Source organism: Thermotalea metallivorans (genome assembly GCF_001562415.1).
In the GTDB taxonomy this organism is placed as follows: Bacteria; Bacillota; Clostridia; order Peptostreptococcales; family Thermotaleaceae; genus Thermotalea; species Thermotalea metallivorans.
Window position 1 is genome coordinate 1 of record NZ_LOEE01000007.1, and the last position, 21,274, is coordinate 21,274.

Here is a 21,274-nt window from a genome sequence, read left to right on the forward strand (position 1 = left end):
AACTGCTTTACAGGAAAAACTGTTCCTGACAAAAGAGACGATTAATGAATTTTTGGACTACTTTGTCTCGACTTTGCCTGATTATATCAAGCTAAAGCTATCAGTTGCTTCCTGCGAAAGTTGATTTATTCATTTAAATTCCTCCTCGTATTGGGTTTGTGTCAAAAGTTTTTACTCTTAAAATACTTGAAACGCTTTATTATCAATGTTTTAATAGTTTTGATCCTGTTCTTCCTGATTTTGTAAGATTTCTTAGTTCCATTCTTTTAAAACCCACCTCAATGTGCGTCTGAGTTTTTGTCAATACTAGAGTGGAAACATGTTCATTTCAGCCTTGACAAAAATTCAAGAATACAGATTACACTTTTACTAGAGAACGAAAATCATTTACACAAACATTTTTTACAAATCTTTTGACACAACCAATCATTATAGTCGTTTTTTGTATCGCGATACTATAATATAGTATACCATAATATAAATATTTGTAAATATGTTTTTGTTTTTTGTATTATATAAATACAATTTAAAAAATAATATTTTTATATTTATAAATAAAAAATTGTAATTTTGAATTTTCATAAATCCAATTAATTTCAAATGTAAATGTTCTATCGTCTCCATAAATTCATCATAGGTCCAGTTGCCATCCTTCGGGGGATCCACCCCCTTTTCATGGAACAGATCTAAATTCAAAAGCATGGTATAGGTGGTCATCATCCAAGGAAACCACCATATCTTTCCCTTATAGCGAACGGCATTGAGGGCCTGAACTTTATAATCCTCCAATTCCTCCCTTGTCAAATATTCATCCACCGGTTCCAGCACATCCCGATCAATCACAGAAAAATCCGTGGCCACCGGTGCAATATCAGGATACATTTAATCTTCAAAAAAATTAAGTGATTCCTCATCTTTATAAATAAGATCCCTTTCATCGATTAGAGTTTTTTGGATTTCTTCTTGAGTTACTGAAATACCCAGCTCTTCTGTCACATATTCTTCATACTTATTCAATGCTAATTGTTCAAAAGCCCTTCTATCTGCATCTTTACCAGATAGATTTCCACTAAACTCATAATTTTTCTTAACAAATTCAAATTCTCCTCTATAGATTGGTTTTCCTTTTATTGTAGCAATTACTGCTTTGTCATCGAAAAGATGTTTATTTTGTCCAACAAACTTCGCCGACTCCATTATCCAAAAATGACCCGGTATTCAGAAACTTTGCCAGGGTTTCTGAATACCGGGCCGGTTGCACCACTCACTCCATACACATCAGGTGCCCAAGCAGGATGTGTATTTCTTCGTTCTCCCGAGAATATGGCAAATATTTATATATTATTCCATATTGTGTGCTTATATAACTATTATATAGATAAATTAGAAAATAATTTGTCGATTCTTGGAGTTTAAAATTGTTTTTTGCTAATACAATGCTGGTTCTTTATGCTCCTATATAATATGTAAAGGAAAGTTTGTATTAAAATTTGTATTTTAAAATAATAAGATGACTTTAGGCCCGACCATCGGCATAAATTCCATGGTCGGGCCCTTTCTTCATCATCATTTTTATTTGATTTTTCTCGGCTCAATGTGCCATATCTGACGGGCATATTCCCCGATGGTGCGATCGGTGCTGAATTTCCCGGCATTGGCCAGATTTTTCATACATTTTCTTGCCCATCCCAACCGATCCCTATAGGCTTCATCGATCTTTTCATGGGCCTTTCTGTACTCTTCAAAATCCTTCAATACAAAGTAATGATCAGGCTTATGCCAACTTGCTCCCTCCAGCAGCGCCTGATACAACTCTCGGAACATGCCCGTCCCTCCGTCGTTGAAAGTCCCGTCTATCAATGTATCCACAACGCGCTTTAAACCGGGTACCTTTTCATAATATACTTTAGGATCATAGCTGTCCTTGATGGCTTCCAATTCTTCCACCCTGGCGCCAAAGATAAAGTTGTTTTCTTCCCCTGCCTCTTCAACAATTTCCACATTGGCCCCGTCATAGGTGCCCAGGGTGGGCGTTCCGTTGAGCATGAATTTCATATTGCCGGTGCCCGACGCCTCTTTTCCTGCGGTGGAGATTTGCTCTGATACATCCGCAGCAGGAAATAGTTTTTCAGCATAGGATACCCGATAGTTCTGCACAAATACGACCTTGATTTTGTCCTTGATATCAGGATCATGGTTTACCAGATCGGCGATTTCATGGATAAACTTAATAATAGCCTTGGCCCGGAAATAACCCGGAGCCGCCTTTGCTCCGAAAATAAAAGTCCTCGGGAGAATATCCATATCAGGATTTTCCTTTATTCTGAAATAGAGATCCAGTATATGAAATCCATTGAGAAGCTGTCTTTTGTATTCATGGAGCCTTTTGATCTGAATATCAAATATGGATTCGGGGTTGATGACAATGCCCTCGTGTTTTTCAATGTAGAAAGCCAGTTGCTTCTTCTTCTGGACTTTGATATCCAAAAAACGCTCCAATATTGCCTTATCATCCAAATACTTTTCCAGTTCCTTCAGCTTTGCCAGATCAGTAATCCAGTCCTTTGTTCCCAGCAGCTCCGTAATCATGGCTGCCAGCTCCGGATTGCACAGGGCCAGCCATCTTCTTGGTGTAATGCCGTTGGTCTTGTTCTGGAATCGATGGGGATACAGTTCGTACCAATCCTTCAATTCCTGATGCTTTAGAATCTCCGTGTGCAGTTCGGCAACACCATTGGTGGTATGGGAGCCATGGATTGCCAACCATGCCATTTTGATTCGATTGTCCGATAGGATACGCATGGCTTTTATCTTTGAAGAAGGATACCCCTTTTCTTTCAATGTGGCAACAAACTCCTTATCAATTTGCTGAATAATTTGATAAATTCTCGGAAGCAGCTTTTTATAAAGACGGCTGTGCCACTGCTCCAATGCTTCCGCAAGAATGGTATGATTTGTATAGGCAAAGGTATGGACGGCGATCTCCCAAGCCCGATCCCAATCGATACCTTCCTGATCTATTAAAATTCGCATCAGCTCCGGTATGGCCACCACAGGATGGGTATCATTCAACTGGATGGCATGGTATTGGGGAAATTGCTCAAAATCTTTACCGTGTTTTTCCTTGAATTTCTTTACCAAATCCTGCAGGGATGCCGACACGAAGAAATACTGCTGTTTCAATCTCAAAATTTTTCCATCCTTTTTGGAATCATTGGGATAAAGCACCCTGGATATATCTTCTGCACGGTTTTTCTCTTTTACGGCCTCATCATACCTTTGCTCATTGAACAGGCCAAAATCAAACTCTTGGACAGGTTCTGCCTGCCATAGTCTAAGCCTGTTGACATTCCCCGTTCCGTAGCCGATAATAGGCATATCGTAGGGAACAGCCTTCACCTTTCCATCACTGAATTCCACCGTTATTTCGTCTTCATTCCGTCGAACAGACCAGGGATCTCCGTATTTCATCCAATGATCCCCCTCTTCTACTTGGAAGCCATCCACAAACTTCTGTTTGAAAAGCCCGTAGCGGTAGCGGATGCCATAACCTGTTACAGGCAAATTCATGGTGGCGCAGGAGTCCAGAAAACATGCCGCCAGCCTTCCCAGTCCGCCGTTGCCCAGCCCCGCATCCTCCTCAGCTTCTTCCAGGAGATTGAAATCCATCCCCATTTCCTCCAATACTTCCTTGACTTCTTCATAAATTCCCAGATTCATCAAATTATTTCCCAAGGCCCTTCCCATCAGAAACTCTGCAGAAAAATAATAGGCCTGTTTTCCCTTCCCATATTCCTGCTGGGTTTTATTCCAATCATCTGTGATTCGCTCCATAATAGCCTTGGAAAGGGAATGATATTTTTCATGGATTTCAGCCTGCTCCAGACCCTTACCCCAGTCTGCCTTCAGAATCTTAATGATGCTGTCCTTGAAATTTTCTCGATCCTTCAACCCTTCTTCACCCTACCTTCCATACAATTTGGTTATTTGAAAAATCTTTTCTGCCAAGGTTTTTGTCAAATCTTCTTTTTTCATCCTCCACTGCCAATTGCCTCCAATGGTCGAAGGGATATTCATCCTGGCCTCGCTGCCCAGTCCAAGAAAATCCTGCATAGGGGCTATGGCCAAATTTCCCACGGAGCTCCATGCCCCCCGTATGAATCCCCAGTGATAGCCCTCCTGTTCCGAAAGATGCAAATACCGTATGGCATACTCCACATCCTCCTGATTGGCTGTTTTCATCCATCCCATGATCGTGTCATTATCATGGGTGCCCGTATAAACCACACAATGCTTTTCATAATTGTGGGGCAAATAATCGCTTTCTTCCCTTGTATCAAAGGCAAACTGCAGTACCTTCATCCCGGGATAGCCCGATCGGTTTCTGAACTGAATGACCTGCTTCGTCAGAAATCCCAGATCCTCAGCAATGATCTCAATATCTCCCAGGTGCTTTTGAACAGCTTTGAATAATTTCATGCCGGGGCCCTTCACCCAACGGCCGGTGGCAGCCGTTTTGCTGCCGTAGGGAATTTCCCAGTAAGATTCAAAACCTCTGAAGTGATCGATTCGAATCACATCATAAAGTTTTAAGTTCCCTTGAATTCTATGGATCCACCAGTCAAAACCTCTTTCTTCCAAGACATCCCACCTGTAAATGGGATTTCCCCATAACTGTCCGATTTCTGAAAAAGAATCCGGGGGACATCCTGCTATGGTAATAGGTGTCTTTTTTCCATCCAAACGGAATATTTCACTGTTGGCCCATGCATCTGCACTGTCTTCCGCCACGTAAATAGGGATATCTCCAATAATTCGAATACCTTTGCCGTTGGCGTATTTTTTCAATGCCATCCATTGTTTGAAGAATAGATATTGAAGAAATATCCAATATTTTATTTCTTCTTTCAGCTCTTTTTTATAATAAAGCAATGCTTTTTCTTCCCTAAGCTTGATATCCTCGTCCCAATCCTTCCACGGCTTCATATCAAATTGTTCCTTTACCGCCATGTACAAGGCATAATCTTCTATCCACTCCCTGTGTTTTCCCTTGAATTTTTCTACAACACCGGCAAACCTTTTTTTTCCCTTTGCATAGGCTTTTCTTAGAACAAAAAATTTATTGCGATAGATTTTTTCATAATCCACCTTTTCCGGATTTTCTCCAAAGTCCAATCCCTGAAAATCTTCTTCCTCCAGCAAACCATCTACGACTAAAGATTCAAAATCGATCAGATATGGATTCCCTGCGAAGGAGGAAAAAGACTGATAGGGGGAATCTCCAAAGCCTGTGGGCCCCAAAGGCAGCAGCTGCCAGTATTTTTGACCTGCTTTCTCTAAAAAATCTACAAATCTATAGGCTTCCTTCCCAAAACTTCCGATCCCATAGGGACCCGGCAGGGAAGTGATATGCATTAAAATTCCGCTGCTTCTTTTCATCTTCCTATTTCCCCTTCTATCCAAAACTTTTATTGTGCTGCCAATACTACGGTTTTCTTTGCTATATTTCCATGGATATCCACCATTTCAAAATGAATCCTCTTCACCTGGCGATTTTCCCGGTTTTCTATTTTTATTTCAAAATCTTCTTCCCTTCTTTCGATGGATATCCTGATTTCCGTATATTTTTCCTTCTTGTAATCTTTCGTCAAGCCGTCGTCATCGTAATAAACGTATTGTGCCCTATCCTCTATGAAGGCCACCACATAAAGTTCACGATGATCCAAGACTTCCGTATTCCTCCCATGGTTTCCGAAAATCAGCATCTTATTTTTTCTGATAAATACGGGGATTTCGTGAAGCCCCACCTCCAGATACAGGTGCCCCTTTCTTTTTATTTCATAGCTTCTTTCCCTGTAATCATCCACCTTCCAAAGAAGCATATCCTCTGGCAGCCATACATACCTGCCCAAAGCATTTTCTTCATAAATCGGGGCAATCATCAATCCATCACCCACCAGCAGTTGGTTTTCCACCCGGCGGGATATCTCATCTTCGTATGCAAAGGCCAAGGGCAACATGTACATATCCCTATGCAAGAGGGCCTTCATGTATTCCGAATAAATATACGGTATCAAGGCATACCTGAATTGAATGGCCTTTCTTATCATCTCCGTGGTCTCTTGATCGAAGGAGAAGGGTTCCTGTCTCCTACCTCCTATGGCCGAATGATTTCGAAATAGGGGTGTAAATAGGCTAAACTGAGTCCACCGGATGAGCAATTGGGCATTGGCATCCCCACCAAAGCCACCGGTATCTGCCCCTGCATATAAAAAGCCACACATATTCAATGACGGCATCATTTTCAAATTCAATAAAATATGCTCCCACCAGGAATGGTTGTCTCCCGTCCAAATTCCTCCGAATCGATGCATGCCTATGTAGGAAGCCCTGGAAAACAGCAAAAACCGTTTGTTGGGTGCAATCTCTTCAAATCCTTCTGCCGCCGCCCGGGTCATATAATACCCATACAGATTGTGCACTTCATGATGATTGACCTGCTTCCCATCCACATGATGATACATGCTTTGATAGTCTTCCCGGTGATTGGACATATGGATAAAGGCATCCTTCAATGCAAAAAAAGAATCCATATCCAAATTTTCATTTTCAGACTGTTTCGCCAGTTCAATTCCTTTCTTCAAACCCCGTTCCGTATAAAAGATGGCTGGTTCATTCATATCATTCCAAAATCCCTCAATACCCCAATCGATCAAACCTTTATACTTTAACCCAAACCATCTTCTTGCCTCCGGATTGAGAAAATCAGGAAAATGAACTTTTCCCGGCCACACTGCCGCTACAAAGGGTTTTCCTTCCCCATCGGTACAAAAATATCCCCCTTGGATTCCCTCTTCATAAACCCCATAACCCTTTTCAATTTTTACCCCCGCATCAATAATGGGCACAAGGCGAAATCCTTTTTCCCTCATTTTTTCAACAAAACGAGGAAAATCGGGGAAACGGTCCTCGCTGACAGTAAAATCCTTAAAGCCTTCCATGTAATCAATATCCAGATAGATGGCATCACAAGGAATATCATGGTCGATGAAAGCCTCCGCAACCCCTTCAATGGTTTTTGCATCAGGATAACTCCAGCGGGACTGCTGATAGCCAAAGGCCCACTTGGGGGGTGCATAACCTTCCCCAATGATATGGAAAAATTTTCTGACAATCTCCCGTAATCCTTCTCCGTCTATGATATAGATATCCGCATCGGTCCCGTCAATGATGATCTCTATGACATCCGTGTGGGAAAAACCAACATCAAATGCCACTTGCCCCGGATAGTCAATAAATAGGCCAAATCGTTCCCGCCCATCCACAATCATAAAATTGTGGGCGCCATACAATGATTTTTTATCCGGCGTATGTCTTGGATCATCGGAACAGTAGGACACATAGATCCCGCCCCTTTTGTTCATGCCCCGCTGATTTTCTCCCAATCCCCATACCATATCCTTGGAATCCATTTTATAGGTTAACCTTATTTCTGTTCCCTGTTCCACCTGAAAATAATCCATTCCCTCTTTCTCCCACGGATCTCCCTTCACTAGAACACCATCGGTGGGGAAGGGATTTCCAAAACGGTATTTTGTAATCTTTTCATGGATTCTATAAACCTTCATTGTAATCACCTGCAATCCCATTTACTTTATAGAACCTTGGGTAACACCCTTCACAATATGTTTTTGGGCTATAAAATAGAAGATGATAATGGGGACCATGGCAATTACCAAGCCGGCCAATGCCAAATTCCACTTTTTCGAATATTGCCCGAAGAAATAAAACATTTTTAACGGAATGGTATGCCACCCCGGTTTGTTGATGACCAGTTGGGGAAGCAAAAAGTCATTCCAGATCCACATGGTGTTCAAGATCCATACCGTTACTGTGATGGGCTTTAACAAAGGAAATATAATGTACCAAAATACTTGCAGCCTATTGCATCCATCGATAATGGCCGCCTCTTCCAATTCCGCCGGTATATTTTTTATAAACCCGTGGTACAGCATGACAGACAGGCTGGATCCAAAGCCCAGATACATGAATACAAGCCCCACAGGGTTCAGCAATCCCAGCTTGCCCATGATATTCACCAAGGGAAGCATGACGGATTGGAAAGGAATGAGCATCGCCGCCGCAAACAGAAAGAACAAGAAGGTACTCCATTTTGTTTTTGTCCTCACCAGCATCCATGCCGCCATGGAAGTAAATACCACAATGATGGCCGTGCTGAATACGGTAATGAAAAGGGAATTCAGAAAAGATCGAACAAAATCCAATTCAATAAATGCTTCTACATAATTGTTGAAAGTAAAATATGGACGGGAAGGAAGTCCCATGGCATTCATAAAAATTCCTTTTGGCGTTTTGAAGGAATTGATAAAAACAATATAAAATGGCGCTAAAAACAACATTGCCAATAGGCTTCCCAAGAGAATCCATCCTAAGTTTTTCACGGGCCTCTGCTTCATCACATCTCCACCTCCCTTTTCTTACTGTAGCTGAGCTGTGTCAAAGTAATCACGGCAACAGTAATTAAAAATATAACGGCTTTCGCTTGGGCGAGTCCCAGTTTGTTAAAGGTAAACGCCGAATTGTATATATTTAAGGCCAACATTTGCGTTGAATTAAAAGGTCCCCCATTGGTAAGAGACAGGTTTTGATCAAATAATTTAAAAGAATTGGACAAGGTGAGAAATACGCCTACGGTGAATGCCGGGGCAACCAATGGCATAATGACATGAATAAGTCTTTGAAAAGCACTGGCTCCATCAATCTGGGCTGCTTCCTTCATAGATTCCGGTATACTTTGGATAGCTGCAATATAGATTACCATCATGTACCCCGAAAGCTGCCAGGACATGAGGATGACCAGTCCCCAGAAGCCCGTTGCGGGGGTAGACAACCACCCTTCCAAAAAGCTCCATCCCAACTTCATTCCTACGGCGTCAAAGGCCTTTGTAAATATAAACTGCCAGACAAAACCCAGGATAAGCCCACCAATCAGGTTGGGCATAAAGAATATGCTCCGCAAGATATTGCTGCCTTTCATCTCCCTTGTTACCAGAAGGGCCAATCCGAAACCAATCAAGTTGATGGTAATGACAGACACAAAAGCAAATTTGGCAGTAAATAGAAATGCCCCCAAAAAATCTTTATCCCTTGTAAAGATTTCCACATAGTTTTTTATCCCGACCCAGTTGGCATCATTCACAATGCCGTTCCAATCGGTAAAGGAATAGTAAATTCCCAGCAGCGCCGGTACAATCACCACCATCAAGAAGGCAATCAATACGGGTCCAACAAAAAATCCAAACCAAAGCCTAGAGTATTTCATAGTATCCTCCTATCCCATGGATCCTTCCGCTTCATCATAGAAAGTTGAGGAGGGCCGTCACCCCCCTCAGCCTTCTCTAATTTCTTATTTTCTCATTTCTTCCCACTGGGCTTGGGAATTCTTGATTACATCTTCCCACTTGATTTCTCCAGACAGATATTTCTGAATCTCCGTTCCAAGAATGTTCATACCCCATCCTGTAGGATATCCCATGAATACCCATGGCATTGTCTTTCCCGCTTCCGCATATCTCTTCACAGCGCGGCCAAGGGCATCCTTTGGCTCATAGTTTTCATATTCTTTCAAAGGCGGTATGAAGAAGAATTTATTTACAATGAAATCCTTTCCCTTATCCGATGTATATAACCAGTTTAAGAAATCTTTGGCTGCTGCCTTTTCCCCATCGGAGCCCTTATTATTTATGGCCCAATACATTGGCACCCCCACAGGGATAGCATCTTCCTTGGCCCCCTTCACCGGCATTGGCAAAATATCCAAGTTGTTGGCAACGGCTTCATCTATATTTTTCACACCATTGTAGATCCAGTTGCCCTGTTGCACGATGGCAACCCGTTCAATGACAATTCCTTCATCTACCTGCGTAGCATAGTCAACGGCATTCAGCTTTGCTTTGGCTTTTCCATTGGGTGAGTAATTGGCTTGCAAATCCAATAGGGCTTTGAATGCATCCCCATACTTGAAGGTCACTTTTTTCGCGGCAAATGCATCCAATGAACTGGCAAATTCTTGGGAGAGGGCGGCATTGGAAGCGTGGAGGCCCGTTACCCAAGTTTCCTTCGCCGGCAATTCAAATACTGCCTCTAAGTTGGGATATTTCTCTTTTAGTTCTCCTGATCGAATCTTGGCATCCAAAGTTTTTACTGCTTGTTCCAAGCTTGTAAAATCAACGATCTCAGAAGCATCAATTCCTGCCGTTTCAAAAATCCCCTTATGATATATGAATCCATAACCTTCCACGTTAAAAGGCAATGCATAGACTTTGCCATCTACCGTAACCCCCGACAATACGCCTTCCAGGGCTTGATCTACCCAAGGCTGATCCGATAAATCCTCCAGTCTGGACATCCAATCTTCCACATCTTGAGGTCCCCCGATATTGAATATGTCCGGTTCTTCTCCCGACTGAATCTTGGCCCTGAGGGCAGCACCGTAATCATCCCCGCCCCCTACGGTTTGAATATTGATTTTCACATTGGGATGTTCCTTTTCATATGCCCTTGCCGCTTCTTCCAATTCCTTGGCAATCTCTACCTTGAATTGGAAAACATCCAAGGTAACAGGCTCCTTGTTTTCCATCGCAGCTTGATTTTCATTGCTTGCCGATTGCTGGGGCGCTTTGGACGAGCAAGCGCTCAATAAAAAAGTAGACAGCACAAAAATCATCATCATGGCCAACACAAAGATTCTTTTCGATTTTTTCATTTCATACTCCCCCTCCAGTATTGATTTTACAAACACAACTTTGCCCTCTGCCACCATCAAAGAAGCAGGATGCCGACATTTTAAAAATCTTGTGAAATCTGGTAAAACCCCATCCCTCCCCTTTGCACCGCAATCTTTCCATGAGGATGCACCCATTTTCCTTTGATCAGGCTCATCATCCCAATCCCTACCGGATCACCTGCTCTGTCTCCTGATCAAACAGGTGCATTTTATCATAATGAAAATGGAAAGTCACTTGTTGATTGATTTTCACCTCGGCCTTAGAACTGACCCTAGCAACCGCAGGAATACCGGCGATCTTCACATGGAGATAAATCTCTGCCCCCATCATCTCCATGACTTCTACGGTGGTCTTCACTTCATTGTACCCTTTGGACAGGGGTTCCAGGGTTGCGTCATGCAAGTGTTCCGGGCGAATGCCCATCGCAATCTTTTTGTTCCTATAATTTTTTTCTTTCAGCAGCTTTTGCTGCTGTTCCGATAAGGCCAGTTTCAAACCGTCATCCAGAACCAAGTACAATTGATCATTTTCCCCTTTTACCTCTGCTCGGATAAAATTCATTGGAGGGCTGCCGATAAACCCGGCCACAAACATGTTGGAGGGCATATCATACAGTTTTTTCGGTGTATCTGCCTGTTGAATAATTCCATCCTTCATGACAACAATCCGGGTACCCATGGTCATGGCTTCCGTCTGATCGTGGGTAACATAGATAAAAGTTGTATTCAGGCGATGATGAAGCTTTGATATTTCTGCCCGCATCTGCACCCTTAACTTTGCATCCAAATTGGACAGGGGCTCATCCATTAAAAACACCTTGGGCTCCCTGACGATCGCCCTTCCCAAGGCTACCCGCTGCCTTTGTCCCCCAGACAATGCCCTGGGTTTTCTGTCCAACAAGTGGCCTATATCCAAAATCTCTGCTGCTTCCTTCACCTTTTTATCAATTTCATCCTTCGGCACCTTGCGCAGTTTTAGTCCGAAGGCCATATTGTCATATACCGTCATATGGGGATACAGGGCATAATTTTGAAAAACCATGGCAATGTCCCTATCCTTTGGTGCCACGTCATTGACCAGCCTATCTCCGATATAGATTTCTCCCTGGGAGATATCTTCCAGTCCTGCAATCATCCTTAAGGTAGTAGATTTACCGCAGCCCGACGGCCCTACCAATACAATAAATTCCCTGTCTTCTATTTCCAGATTGAAGTCCTTTACTGCCATCACGTTTCCGGCATAGATTTTATGGACATTACGCAGTGATAAATTGGCCATATTGATCTCCTCCTTCAAAATAGATTAACCTTTCACACCGCCCACAGTCAGTCCTCCGATGATATATTTTTGGAATACCAGGTATAGTATGGTCAATGGCAAAGCCATAATGATTGAACCCGCACAAAATACGCCCCATGAAACAGTTTTAAAATCGGCTGCCCATCCGAATAATCCTTGGGCCAGGGTGAATTTTGACCCGTCCGTCAGAAACAGATAAGAAGTGGCATAATCGGTCCATGGGGCTGTGAAGATAAAAATTGCCGTAATGGCCAAGGCCGGCCTGGCCAAGGGCAGCATGATCATGGTAAATATCTGGAATCTGGAGGCCCCGTCTATGATAGCAGCTTCCTCAATGGATTTTGGAATCGTATCAAAATACCCTTTCAAGTTCCACACGGCAAAAGCCATATTGGCGGCAGACCAAATCAAGATCAAACTGAAATATGAATTTTTGATGCCTAAATATTTGATAATCAAAAGCTGGGGTACCAAGGCCGCCGTGGTGGGCAGCATCATGTAAATCACATAGGAAGCCAGCCCTGCCTTCTTCCCCGGAAAATCAAATCTGGAATAGGCATAGGCAGACAAGGTTGCCAAAGTCAGTGCAAAGAGGGTGGTACCCCCTGCAAAAATAAAACTGTTTTTTAACCACATCAAAAACTTTGGATGGGATAATACCTCTACGAAATTATCAAATGTAGGATTTTTCGGAAGTATCATAAACTCCGTACTCACCAGAGATACCCTTTTGTCAAAGGCCGTCAGCAGTACCCACCATATGGGAATAAAGGTCAACAGACATGTGAAAATCAGAAAACCATGGGTCAGCAGATAACCTATTTTTTCCTTCGTCTTTGCAACCATTTAGTCCACCTCCTCTGCATGCAGTGCCTTTGTCACCTTCATGTTGATCAAAGTAATGATGATGAGAATAATAGATACGATCACGGAATAGGTGGCAGCCATGGAATAGGCATTTTGCCTCGTCAGTACATTGAATTGGTAGGTAGAGACAATCTCCGTGGCCTTCGCCGGCCCCCCACCGGTGATCATATAAATAACATTAAAGTTGGTAAAAGTCCATATGGTGCCCAGAATCGCAGCCGGAAGCATAGCCGGCTTCAACAAGGGCAAGGTAATATACCTGAATTTCTGCCAAGGGGAAGCACCGTCCATATCTGCCGCCTCATAGTATTCTCTGGAGATGCTCTGGAGGGCTCCCGTCGCCACCATGGTCATAAAGGGAAAACCTAACCAGATATTTACGATAATCACCGCTATAAAGGCAATCTTTCCATTTGTCAGCCACTGGACAGGGGGCAACCCTAATAATTTCAGAAATTGATTGAAAAAGCCAAATTGCTCATGATACATCATTTTCCAAACCAAGGCCGTCACAAATTGAGGCACCGCCCATGGCAAAATGATAAAAGTCCGGTAAATGCCCTTCCATTTCAACTTCGGCCGATTCAGGGCCAAAGCAATGATTAATCCCAGCACCACATGGAAAAATACATTGACAACCGTCCAAATAAAAGTTCTCATCAATACCGCAAAAAATTCCGCATCCAAGCTGCCTAGGGCCTTTACATAATTTTTAAGCCCTACGAATTTTACTCTGCCGCTTCCCATGGTATATAAATTCAGATTGAAAAAAGAAAGTCCGATACCGTAAGCAATAGGAAAAAGAGATACGGTAAATACCACCACCAAGGCCGGCAGTACATAGAAATAGGCCACTTTATTTTTTTTGATTCTTTGAATCAAGGAAGTCTTTTCCAATAAAGGCGGCATCTGTTTCTCTTCATGTAATATCTTGATGCTCAAACTTTTCACTTCCTCTCGCCACTTTTTCAAAATCCCATCCGGTATTTCAAAAATTAGGCCTGAGGTTTTTCCTCAGACCCAATTTGATCCTATAGGATCAGATGCGTTGTTCCCTTATTCGCCTTTCATAGATTTGATATTCTCAATGATCACTGCATTTGCCTTTTTGGCTTCCTCTACCGCAGGTCTTCCTGAATTTACCACTGCAGCGATGGCATCCTTTGCCGGCTGCCATACTTGATTCATTTCCGGTACAACGGGCATCGGCGTCCCCAAAGCTGCTGCCTCGCTGATCAATTGATCTGTCCACTTCTCTAATTTCACATCTTTACTTGCCGGAACGGTGCCAACCTTTTCATTAAACATTTGCTCAATTTCCCCACTGGTCAAGAATTTTGCAAATTTTGCTGCTTCCTCTTTATTCTTTGATGATTTTGGAAGAAATGCCATTTTGCCGCCCACAAAGGGTTTTGCATCCCTACCTGTCATATCATTCTTCGGCAGTACCACGGCTCCCCAGTTGATGCCCGCCTTTTCAATATCGCCAAAGCACCAGGGCCCGTTAATCCAAAAGGCCGCTTTTCCTTCCAGGAACAGGGCTTGGGCTGTGCCGTAATCCAATTCCTTCGGTATAATTTTGTCTTCGTTGATCAGCTTGCTCCAGAAGTTCAGATAATCAATAAAGCCTTGGCTATCTAAATTGGGTGTCACCCCATCCTCCTGAAAGGCGCTTCCCCCAAAACTTTCAATAAATCCATAGGTATTATAGAAAGTATTGTTCAGATCCACTACCAATCCCCATTTTCCATCCTTAGTATTGGCTTTGGCGATTTCCACCATTTCACTGATGGTTTTCGGCGGTGTGTCCACTAGATTTTTGTTATAGATCAATACAACGGCCTCCATAGATAATGGGAATCCGTAATGCTTTCCATTCAAAGATGCAATATTATATGTACTTTCAATATAGCTATCCTTTACATCGGCCACATATGCATCAATGGGCTCAATCAAATCTCCCGTTGCCATAACGCCAACCCAGTCATGGGCACCAAAAAACAAATCCGGTCCATCTCCTGTTTGCAGCGATGCAATCACCTTATCTTTAAAGTTGTCATTGGGTGTATAAAGCAATTCAAAAGCAACATTCGGATGTTTTTCCTTATATCTGTTGATTGCTTCCTGTAGTGCCTCCTCCTCCGCACCGGTCCAAGAATGCCAAATCGTTAATTTGACTTCCTTTGTCTCCGTGGATTGGGGCTGGACTGCCGTATCATCGGATTTTCCGCAGCCGGCCAGCATCCCCAAGAGCAGCACCATAGCCAGGATGATGCTGAACAGTTTTTTTACCTTTTTCATGATTAATTATCCCCCTTTACATACTTTTTACAGGTGTCTTGTATATTTTGAGCAAACGTTTGCATTGTTTTAATAAAATTATATAGGCTATTATGGAAAGTGTCAATAGTCATTTTTTTCAGTAAATTTTAAGCTTAAAAATTCCAACAGTTAACAGGACTGTCGGATAATCAGCTGCGTAGGAATAATTCTTGCTTGGGGCAGGGCATTTTTATTGCCTAAGGATTTAAATAACAACTCTGTGGCTTCATATCCCAAATCAAAGGGATGGATATCCACAGATGAAAGAGAAGGCGTCAGAAATTCTGCCGTAGGAATATTGTTGAAGCTAATCATGGCAATATCCTCTGGTATTTTCAATCCTGCATCCTTTATGGCATTCATGGCCCCCAACGCTAGAAGGTCATCCGTTACAAGGACGCCATCGGGTTGTATTCCATCTTTGAAAATACTTTCTATGGCTTTGTACCCGTTTTCCCGTGAGAATTCCACAGAACGGATCAGCTCTCCCCGGTAGGCAATGCCATGGGCTTCTAAAGCACTTTTATAACCGGCCAGACGGTCTAAGGAGACCACCAGATCCAAAGGACCTGTAATCATAGCAATATTCTTTCTGCCCTTTTCCAATAAATAGCTCGCAGCTTCACAGGCAGCATAGACATTGTCATTATCTACATAGTTCACCCGATTGCCCTTCACCGGCTTTCCTACCAGCACAAAGGGAAATTGGCAGTCTCTCAGCATATTAAAGGTTTTGTCTTCCAGTTTTGAATAAAGCATGATCATACCGTCAACCATTCCTGCTCTTACGATGTTCTCGATGCCATTGTGTTTTTCATGCTCATCTTCTTCGATGGATAGCAGGACATAAAACCCATGGGCATTGGCACTGGCGGAAATTCCCCGAAGGGCCTCGGGAAAGAATGGATTGGCCAAGGACAAATGGGCTGACTTGGGCATAATCACACCGATGGTATTGGTTGATCGATTCACCAGACTTCTGGCGATGGCATTGGGATGATACCCTAATTCTTTCATCACTTTCCTGACCTTTGTCTTTGTTTCTTCACTGATTCTGGGGCTGTCTGCAATAACCCTGGAAACTGTGGACGGTGAAACATTTGCCTTTTTGGCCACTTCTTTAATTGTTGCCTTCATGGTTGATTCCCTCTCTCTCAAAAGTTTGCACAACTATATGATTGTATAGATGTTTTTACTATATCTATTTGCATTTATTATATACGATAAATAGTTTTTGTGCAAACGATTGTCCAAATTTTTAATGACGGATATATATTATCCATTAATAATTTTTATTATTTTTTGTTTAATTTATTTATTTGTGGGGAATATAATAATTGGATCAAAAATATGATAGGAGGTAAGAATTGCATGACTGAAAGACTTGTTGGAAAAAAAGCACCTTATTTTGAAATGAAAACTGCCCATGGTGATGGCCAGGGTTTTGGAAAGGTAACTCTGGACGACTATAAGGGAAAATGGCTGGTGATGTTTTTCTACCCACTGGATTTCACCTTCGTTTGCCCCACAGAAATCACAGGATTTAACAAAAGGATGGACGCCTTTAAAAAACTAAATGCAGAAGTTTTAGGCGTCAGCACAGACAGCGAACACTCCCATAAAGCATGGATCAACGCACCTACTGCCCAAGGAGGAATTGGCAAATTGGAATTTCCCTTGGCTTCTGATATGACGCAAAAAGTAGCCAGGGATTACGGCGTATTGATTGAAGAAGAGGGCATTGCTTTAAGGGGCTTGTTCATCATCGATCCCGATGGCATCGTCCGATACTCCGTGATTCACGACTTAAATGTGGGCAGAAGTGTAGATGAAACCATCAGAGTATTAGAAGCATTGCAATCCGGTGGATTATGCCCCATCGACTGGCATCCCGGAGATGAACATTTATCTGTATAACCTCTCTGACAAAAGTGCCTTCTCCATCAGGAGAAGGCACTGATCTTATAACACATAGGAAATTATGTACTTTCATAAATTGTGGATAAGTCATAATTTCCGTCATGTGTTTCAATAAAGTCTTCCTTTAAATCTTCCAATGAAAGACTTTGTTATTATATGAATCTATGCAACTTGATCAATTTTCACTTCCATGGGAAGAAGTAATTTGACATTTTTTCACACTGCCCTCCTTTGATAAAGTCGCTACAAATTTTTCCCATGCATTTTATTCACCATGGTTACAATCATTCCTTTCAATATACTTGAAGCACAAATAAGAATGAACCCGTTTTTTTTTTTTTTTTTTTTTGAGTTAAATTTATTATCATTTGAGGAAATTGCATAACTACCTAGAATTTGTACAAAATGATTCAATATAATTGGAATTAGTTTTCCAGCAAACATCAGGTGATATATTTAATTATTTTCCTTTTTAGTTAATTCACCACTTTACAAGTAATGTAGTGATTTAAAAACAATTCCATAAAATAACAAAATCAGACACCTAAATCCTAGGAATACTAATCTTATGACAAACCAACACCCTAGGAGGCGTCTGATATGATTAGTATATCCCATAATTCAATGAATCAAACATTGCTGCAATATTTAATGCAGTATAGATCGATTTTCAAGAAGCGGAGCTTTGATATTTTCTACTGGTTCATTATGTCTATCCTCTGTACAGAAGAGTTACGATCTATACAATTCCTTTACCATGGCTTTATCAAGAAATACACCCACAAGGTGTTAAATTCAATATATTATTTTCTATCCTATGTCAAATTTCCGATAGAAATTTTAGCCACCACTACAGTTTCCATTCTCTTATCCTTAATACCAGAGGAATTGAGAGGTAATACATTATTTATAACAATTGATGATACGCTTCAAGCAAAGTACGTCGATAAGTTTGACTGTTATGCTAAGCATTTTGACCATACTAAAATTAAGGTCCTGACAACAAATGAATCGTCAAATAGTGACAATGAAGATACGAGCAAAGCATTACGAATTTATCGAATAAGATGGAATATTGAAGTAATGTTCTATCAACACAAATTCTTTTGGTCCTTCGGCAACTATATGGTCAGAAACAAGGATGCAATCGAAAGATACGTTAACCTATTGGCTATTGCCTATACTTTTACCTGTCTGTTGCCTTTTATCGATAAGAAATATGCTGAGTATCAGTTTAAAAGTCCTCAACTAGTGAAAAGGGCTGTAGGTGAACAAATTACTAAAGAATTAATATTTGATACTTTCGTATCCAGCTTCGAAAGTGCCAAAATTTATTCAACCGTTAAAGAAGCTGTGCAGAGCTTCCTTGACAAAGATCAGGTAGCTTAGTCAAACTTGTAAAGTGGTATACTACTTCGACAGACACCAGATATTGCCTTTTGTTATTTTTTGTATATATTTCCATGGACAACTTATCCAATTCGTGATTAGGTCTTTATGCAAAAGTTACATATTTAGGCAAAATATGGGTAACAAATAAGGGACAAGGTAAATATCATGTAACGGGTGAAAGAAAAAAATATTTTCTTTATTCCCAAATCAGTATTATGTGGTATCTTAGTATAAAAAAAATAAAAGGAGATGGATTTTATGGCAGGATTTAGAACTGCAATACAAAGATATGTAAGTAGAGGTAGCCTACCTAACACAATAGCAGGAGCAAGAGCAACTTTTACCATTCCAACAAGTCCCAATCTGTATGATGCCGGAAATGTTCTTTATTTTCTTCTAAATGTCAATGCTAATGCAACTTATTATGGCAACTATGATGGTGGTATTTACAAGCAAGATGGTAAATGGCATGCCTTTATCAAAGGAAATGGCAATCCAGGATGGAACGCTGTAGAAATTTCAAATATGGATGGACAAACAGTAGATATTAAGTTGTTAGCAAGGAAATATACGATATCATCAACCACATACTATGATCTAGATTTGTTTTTAAATGGCACACGAAAACTTAGTATTCAAGATTTTAGTGGCAAGTATATCAAAAGCATTTATGAAGATGTAATAGCAGTAACATCTGCTGAGATTAATATAGTTCCCGCAGAAAATAATTGGACTAACTTTAATAATAATCGACATTCCTATATAAAATATGGAAGTTTTAATAATGCTTATCCAGTAAATAGGGATGGAACAGACTATACAGGTGCATCTTACCGGGTAATAAAAAACTGTGATACTGATTATCCTTCTGGTAAAAATTATAGTTATCTTGTTGATTCTGTATGTAGTATTCATACCTCCGGTGCTCGTAATATAAATTCTACCCTTGATATTAGTAAAGCAGGTAATGTATTTTAATCAAAACTACCCGGTCAGCAGGTAGTTTATTCAGTTCTATAAGGACATGATACACGCTTGAACTTTAAGGCTCGTTGAATAGCACTTTTATTTGCTGGCTGCTGTTAAAGCAGCTATTTTTTTGCATTTTTGCACTTGCTCACACCCGTAAACAGATCTATTTTGTTAATAAATTTTTATGCGAAATTCATGCATAATAATTGTATAAACCGTATATTGCAAATTAAAATTATTAACTGAAACTTCGCATATAAAAATAGCTCTATGAACCTTGAAAATTCAATATATGACAATAATATAATTGGCTCTATGCACACAAAGCAAACCTTTCTTTTAACCCGTTTGGCAAAGTTGTTTAAAATGCATCCATTAATTCCTCTATTTGGTCTGCCGATAATGACAACTTGTCTGAAATTGCGTCGATAAATGCCTGCATAAGCATCTGAAATGCTTGAATCCATGTGATATCAGCAAGTTCATCTGTGAGAAGGTAAAAGATTTCGCCCAAGGTACGGTTATCCAAAGCCTGTCTGTTTTCAACAGCTAGCATCATGTATCTGGTAAAAACAACTGCTACATGAGCAGTCATTGCATCATAGGATAGGGAGTTACATTCTTTACCAAGCTTGAGATATGACTTGCAAACCCGCTGACATTGCCTGATCTATCAACTCAAGCATGACAGAAGTTGCTTTTGTCTGGGCTAGACGCCTTCTGCAATAACCAGCAGTTCTTTTATCAAGAGATTTAGCATCGACGATTCTGTTTTTCCTATTCTCTGAGGACAAGAGACAACTGTTAACAGGAAGGAATGTATTTCCATCAGACCAACCGAGAGTTAAAAGACGGAAACCCAATTTATATGATTTCTTGGCATGGTCATACATTTTGGACAGCAGTTCCACCTTCTTGGAACTGTTGCGTTCAAAAATAGTATCATCAAGGATCAGTACATTCACTCTATCTTCGTTTGTGAGTTTTTCTATTGTTGTTGCGACGATCCTGGCAGAAAGCAAGGAAGTGAACCTCATCCAATTGGCAGAGACAGAGTTTAGAAATCTGTACATCGTGTCCTTCGTAAAGCCCTCTGAATGTTTTCCTGTAAGCATGCTCATATACATACTTCGATTCAGGAAAACAGCTTGAAAATATACTGGAAGAGGGCTACAGCAGGTACACCCTTCTGTTTATATGCGTTTGAGCTTTTCAAAACAGATGCTACCTTGTAGTTCTTAAAGAAATTTATTATGGATGAATTCACATTCTTATCACTGACGTAGTTTTGTGTTATACTTTTCATAGCATGAACCTCCGTTTGGTAGATTTGTTTGTCGTAATTCAATTATACCAAAACTGTGAGGTTTCATGCTTTTTTATTGTCAAAAACTATTGAATTTTCAAGGACCATAAGGTCAAATTAAAGTGCGAAGTTTAAGTTATTAAATCAACTTTCGCAGGAAGCAACTGATAGCTTTAGCTTGATATAATCAGGCAAAGTCGAGACAAAGTAGTCCAAAAATTCATTAATCGTCTCTTTTGTCAGGAACAGTTTTTCCTGTAGAGCAGTTTTTAAAGCCTCTATTATAAGCTGCAGAGCTTCAAGGAATTTAATATCTTCGAGCTCATCACAGCAGTAGTAGAATAAAGCACCAATGGTGCGTAAATCAGTGTTATTGCGGTTTTCAACC

18 protein-coding genes, 1 pseudogene and 1 riboswitch are annotated in these 21,274 nt (G+C 41.0%); of the genes and pseudogenes, 3 read left to right on the top strand and 16 right to left on the bottom strand.

All coding sequences use genetic code 11. The features are described from left to right. Positions 1-429 precede the first annotated feature (429 nt). From AN619_RS01400 to AN619_RS01460, 13 genes are all read right to left on the bottom strand, one after another. Positions 430-882, bottom strand: coding sequence for a type 2 periplasmic-binding domain-containing protein (locus tag AN619_RS01400; RefSeq protein WP_068554360.1), 453 nt, complete (start codon positions 880-882; stop codon positions 430-432). Beyond that, entirely contained in the window at positions 883-1,197 is a 315-nt protein-coding gene (locus AN619_RS01405; protein ID WP_068554361.1) for a SurA N-terminal domain-containing protein, read from the bottom strand. It abuts the gene before it with no gap. Between the two features lie 43 nt (positions 1,198-1,240). After that, positions 1,241-1,325, bottom strand: a riboswitch (cyclic di-GMP riboswitch). A gap of 247 nt (positions 1,326-1,572) precedes the next feature. Next, entirely contained in the window at positions 1,573-3,951 is a 2,379-nt protein-coding gene (locus tag AN619_RS01410; RefSeq protein ID WP_068554363.1) for a glycogen/starch/alpha-glucan phosphorylase, read from the bottom strand. Positions 3,952-3,963: 12 nt separating this feature from the next. Next, positions 3,964-5,439: a 4-alpha-glucanotransferase gene (gene malQ, locus AN619_RS01415; protein WP_068554365.1), complete on the bottom strand. Its 1,476-nt coding sequence runs from the start codon at positions 5,437-5,439 to the stop codon at positions 3,964-3,966. A gap of 29 nt (positions 5,440-5,468) precedes the next feature. Then, the gene (locus AN619_RS01420) at positions 5,469-7,628 is read right to left on the bottom strand and encodes a TIM-barrel domain-containing protein (RefSeq protein ID WP_068554396.1); all 2,160 of its coding nucleotides are present in this window, start codon (positions 7,626-7,628) and stop codon (positions 5,469-5,471) included. A gap of 21 nt (positions 7,629-7,649) precedes the next feature. Next, complete coding sequence (locus AN619_RS01425) at positions 7,650-8,477, bottom strand: carbohydrate ABC transporter permease (protein WP_068554367.1); 828 nt, start codon at positions 8,475-8,477, stop codon at positions 7,650-7,652. Further along, positions 8,477-9,343, bottom strand: a complete 867-nt coding sequence (locus AN619_RS01430; protein ID WP_068554370.1) for a carbohydrate ABC transporter permease — start codon at positions 9,341-9,343, stop codon at positions 8,477-8,479. The genes AN619_RS01425 and AN619_RS01430 overlap by 1 nt, the downstream gene beginning before the upstream one ends. An 84-nt stretch (positions 9,344-9,427) precedes the next feature. Further along, complete coding sequence (locus AN619_RS01435; protein ID WP_068554399.1) at positions 9,428-10,786, bottom strand: ABC transporter substrate-binding protein; 1,359 nt, start codon at positions 10,784-10,786, stop codon at positions 9,428-9,430. Between the two features lie 187 nt (positions 10,787-10,973). After that, a complete protein-coding gene (locus AN619_RS01440) occupies positions 10,974-12,086 on the bottom strand; it encodes an ABC transporter ATP-binding protein (protein ID WP_068554373.1) in 1,113 nt (370 codons plus the stop codon). 24 nt (positions 12,087-12,110) lie between these two features. Continuing rightward, positions 12,111-12,953 (bottom strand): sugar ABC transporter permease, encoded by an 843-nt coding sequence (locus AN619_RS01445; RefSeq protein WP_068554375.1) that lies wholly within the window; start codon positions 12,951-12,953, stop codon positions 12,111-12,113. Then, a complete protein-coding gene (locus AN619_RS01450; RefSeq protein ID WP_068554377.1) occupies positions 12,954-13,916 on the bottom strand; it encodes a carbohydrate ABC transporter permease in 963 nt (320 codons plus the stop codon). Between the two features lie 114 nt (positions 13,917-14,030). Then, positions 14,031-15,275 (bottom strand): sugar ABC transporter substrate-binding protein, encoded by a 1,245-nt coding sequence (locus AN619_RS01455; protein ID WP_068554381.1) that lies wholly within the window; start codon positions 15,273-15,275, stop codon positions 14,031-14,033. Positions 15,276-15,425: 150 nt separating this feature from the next. After that, on the bottom strand, positions 15,426-16,433 hold the full coding sequence (locus tag AN619_RS01460; RefSeq protein ID WP_068554382.1) for a LacI family DNA-binding transcriptional regulator: 1,008 nt from the start codon (positions 16,431-16,433) through the stop codon (positions 15,426-15,428). Positions 16,434-16,667: 234 nt separating this feature from the next. Between AN619_RS01460 and AN619_RS01465 the strand changes: the two genes are divergently transcribed. The 3 genes from AN619_RS01465 to AN619_RS01480 all read left to right on the top strand — a co-directional run bounded on the left by AN619_RS01465 (position 16,668) and on the right by AN619_RS01480 (position 19,586). After that, positions 16,668-17,213, top strand: coding sequence for a peroxiredoxin (locus AN619_RS01465; protein WP_068554384.1), 546 nt, complete (start codon positions 16,668-16,670; stop codon positions 17,211-17,213). Between the two features lie 603 nt (positions 17,214-17,816). Beyond that, the gene (locus AN619_RS01475; RefSeq protein WP_068554392.1) at positions 17,817-18,605 is read left to right on the top strand and encodes a hypothetical protein; all 789 of its coding nucleotides are present in this window, start codon (positions 17,817-17,819) and stop codon (positions 18,603-18,605) included. A gap of 261 nt (positions 18,606-18,866) precedes the next feature. Next, complete coding sequence (locus AN619_RS01480) at positions 18,867-19,586, top strand: hypothetical protein (RefSeq protein WP_068554394.1); 720 nt, start codon at positions 18,867-18,869, stop codon at positions 19,584-19,586. 355 nt (positions 19,587-19,941) lie between these two features. On the opposite strand, the gene AN619_RS16245 is transcribed toward AN619_RS01480, so the two are convergent. The 3 genes and pseudogenes from AN619_RS16245 to AN619_RS16105 all read right to left on the bottom strand — a co-directional run. After that, positions 19,942-20,175, bottom strand: a complete 234-nt coding sequence (locus tag AN619_RS16245; RefSeq protein WP_242867267.1) for a hypothetical protein — start codon at positions 20,173-20,175, stop codon at positions 19,942-19,944. A 28-nt stretch (positions 20,176-20,203) separates the two neighbouring features. Continuing rightward, positions 20,204-20,707, bottom strand: a complete 504-nt coding sequence (locus AN619_RS16250) for a transposase (RefSeq protein ID WP_330382001.1) — start codon at positions 20,705-20,707, stop codon at positions 20,204-20,206. Between the two features lie 323 nt (positions 20,708-21,030). Then, positions 21,031-21,274 (bottom strand): annotated as a pseudogene (locus AN619_RS16105) (hypothetical protein); the annotation flags it as partial.

Excerpts from the sequence above, each read along its gene's own strand:
- AN619_RS01400 (WP_068554360.1), bottom strand. The coding sequence starts at position 882 with ATGTATCCTGATATTGCACCGGTGGCCACGGATTTTTCTGTGATTGAT.
- AN619_RS01405 (WP_068554361.1), bottom strand. The coding sequence starts at position 1,197 with ATGGAGTCGGCGAAGTTTGTTGGACAAAATAAACATCTTTTCGATGAC.
- malQ (WP_068554365.1), bottom strand. The coding sequence starts at position 5,439 with ATGAAAAGAAGCAGCGGAATTTTAATGCATATCACTTCCCTGCCGGGT.
- AN619_RS01420 (WP_068554396.1), bottom strand. The coding sequence starts at position 7,628 with ATGAAGGTTTATAGAATCCATGAAAAGATTACAAAATACCGTTTTGGA.
- AN619_RS01425 (WP_068554367.1), bottom strand. The coding sequence starts at position 8,477 with ATGAAGCAGAGGCCCGTGAAAAACTTAGGATGGATTCTCTTGGGAAGC.
- AN619_RS01430 (WP_068554370.1), bottom strand. The coding sequence starts at position 9,343 with ATGAAATACTCTAGGCTTTGGTTTGGATTTTTTGTTGGACCCGTATTG.
- AN619_RS01435 (WP_068554399.1), bottom strand. The coding sequence starts at position 10,786 with ATGAAAAAATCGAAAAGAATCTTTGTGTTGGCCATGATGATGATTTTT.
- AN619_RS01440 (WP_068554373.1), bottom strand. The coding sequence starts at position 12,086 with ATGGCCAATTTATCACTGCGTAATGTCCATAAAATCTATGCCGGAAAC.
- AN619_RS01445 (WP_068554375.1), bottom strand. The coding sequence starts at position 12,953 with ATGGTTGCAAAGACGAAGGAAAAAATAGGTTATCTGCTGACCCATGGT.
- AN619_RS01455 (WP_068554381.1), bottom strand. The coding sequence starts at position 15,275 with ATGAAAAAGGTAAAAAAACTGTTCAGCATCATCCTGGCTATGGTGCTG.
- AN619_RS01460 (WP_068554382.1), bottom strand. The coding sequence starts at position 16,433 with ATGAAGGCAACAATTAAAGAAGTGGCCAAAAAGGCAAATGTTTCACCG.
- AN619_RS01465 (WP_068554384.1), top strand. The coding sequence starts at position 16,668 with ATGACTGAAAGACTTGTTGGAAAAAAAGCACCTTATTTTGAAATGAAA.
- AN619_RS01475 (WP_068554392.1), top strand. The coding sequence starts at position 17,817 with ATGATTAGTATATCCCATAATTCAATGAATCAAACATTGCTGCAATAT.
- AN619_RS01480 (WP_068554394.1), top strand. The coding sequence starts at position 18,867 with ATGGCAGGATTTAGAACTGCAATACAAAGATATGTAAGTAGAGGTAGC.
- AN619_RS16245 (WP_242867267.1), bottom strand. The coding sequence starts at position 20,175 with ATGACTGCTCATGTAGCAGTTGTTTTTACCAGATACATGATGCTAGCT.
- AN619_RS16250 (WP_330382001.1), bottom strand. The coding sequence starts at position 20,707 with ATGTATATGAGCATGCTTACAGGAAAACATTCAGAGGGCTTTACGAAG.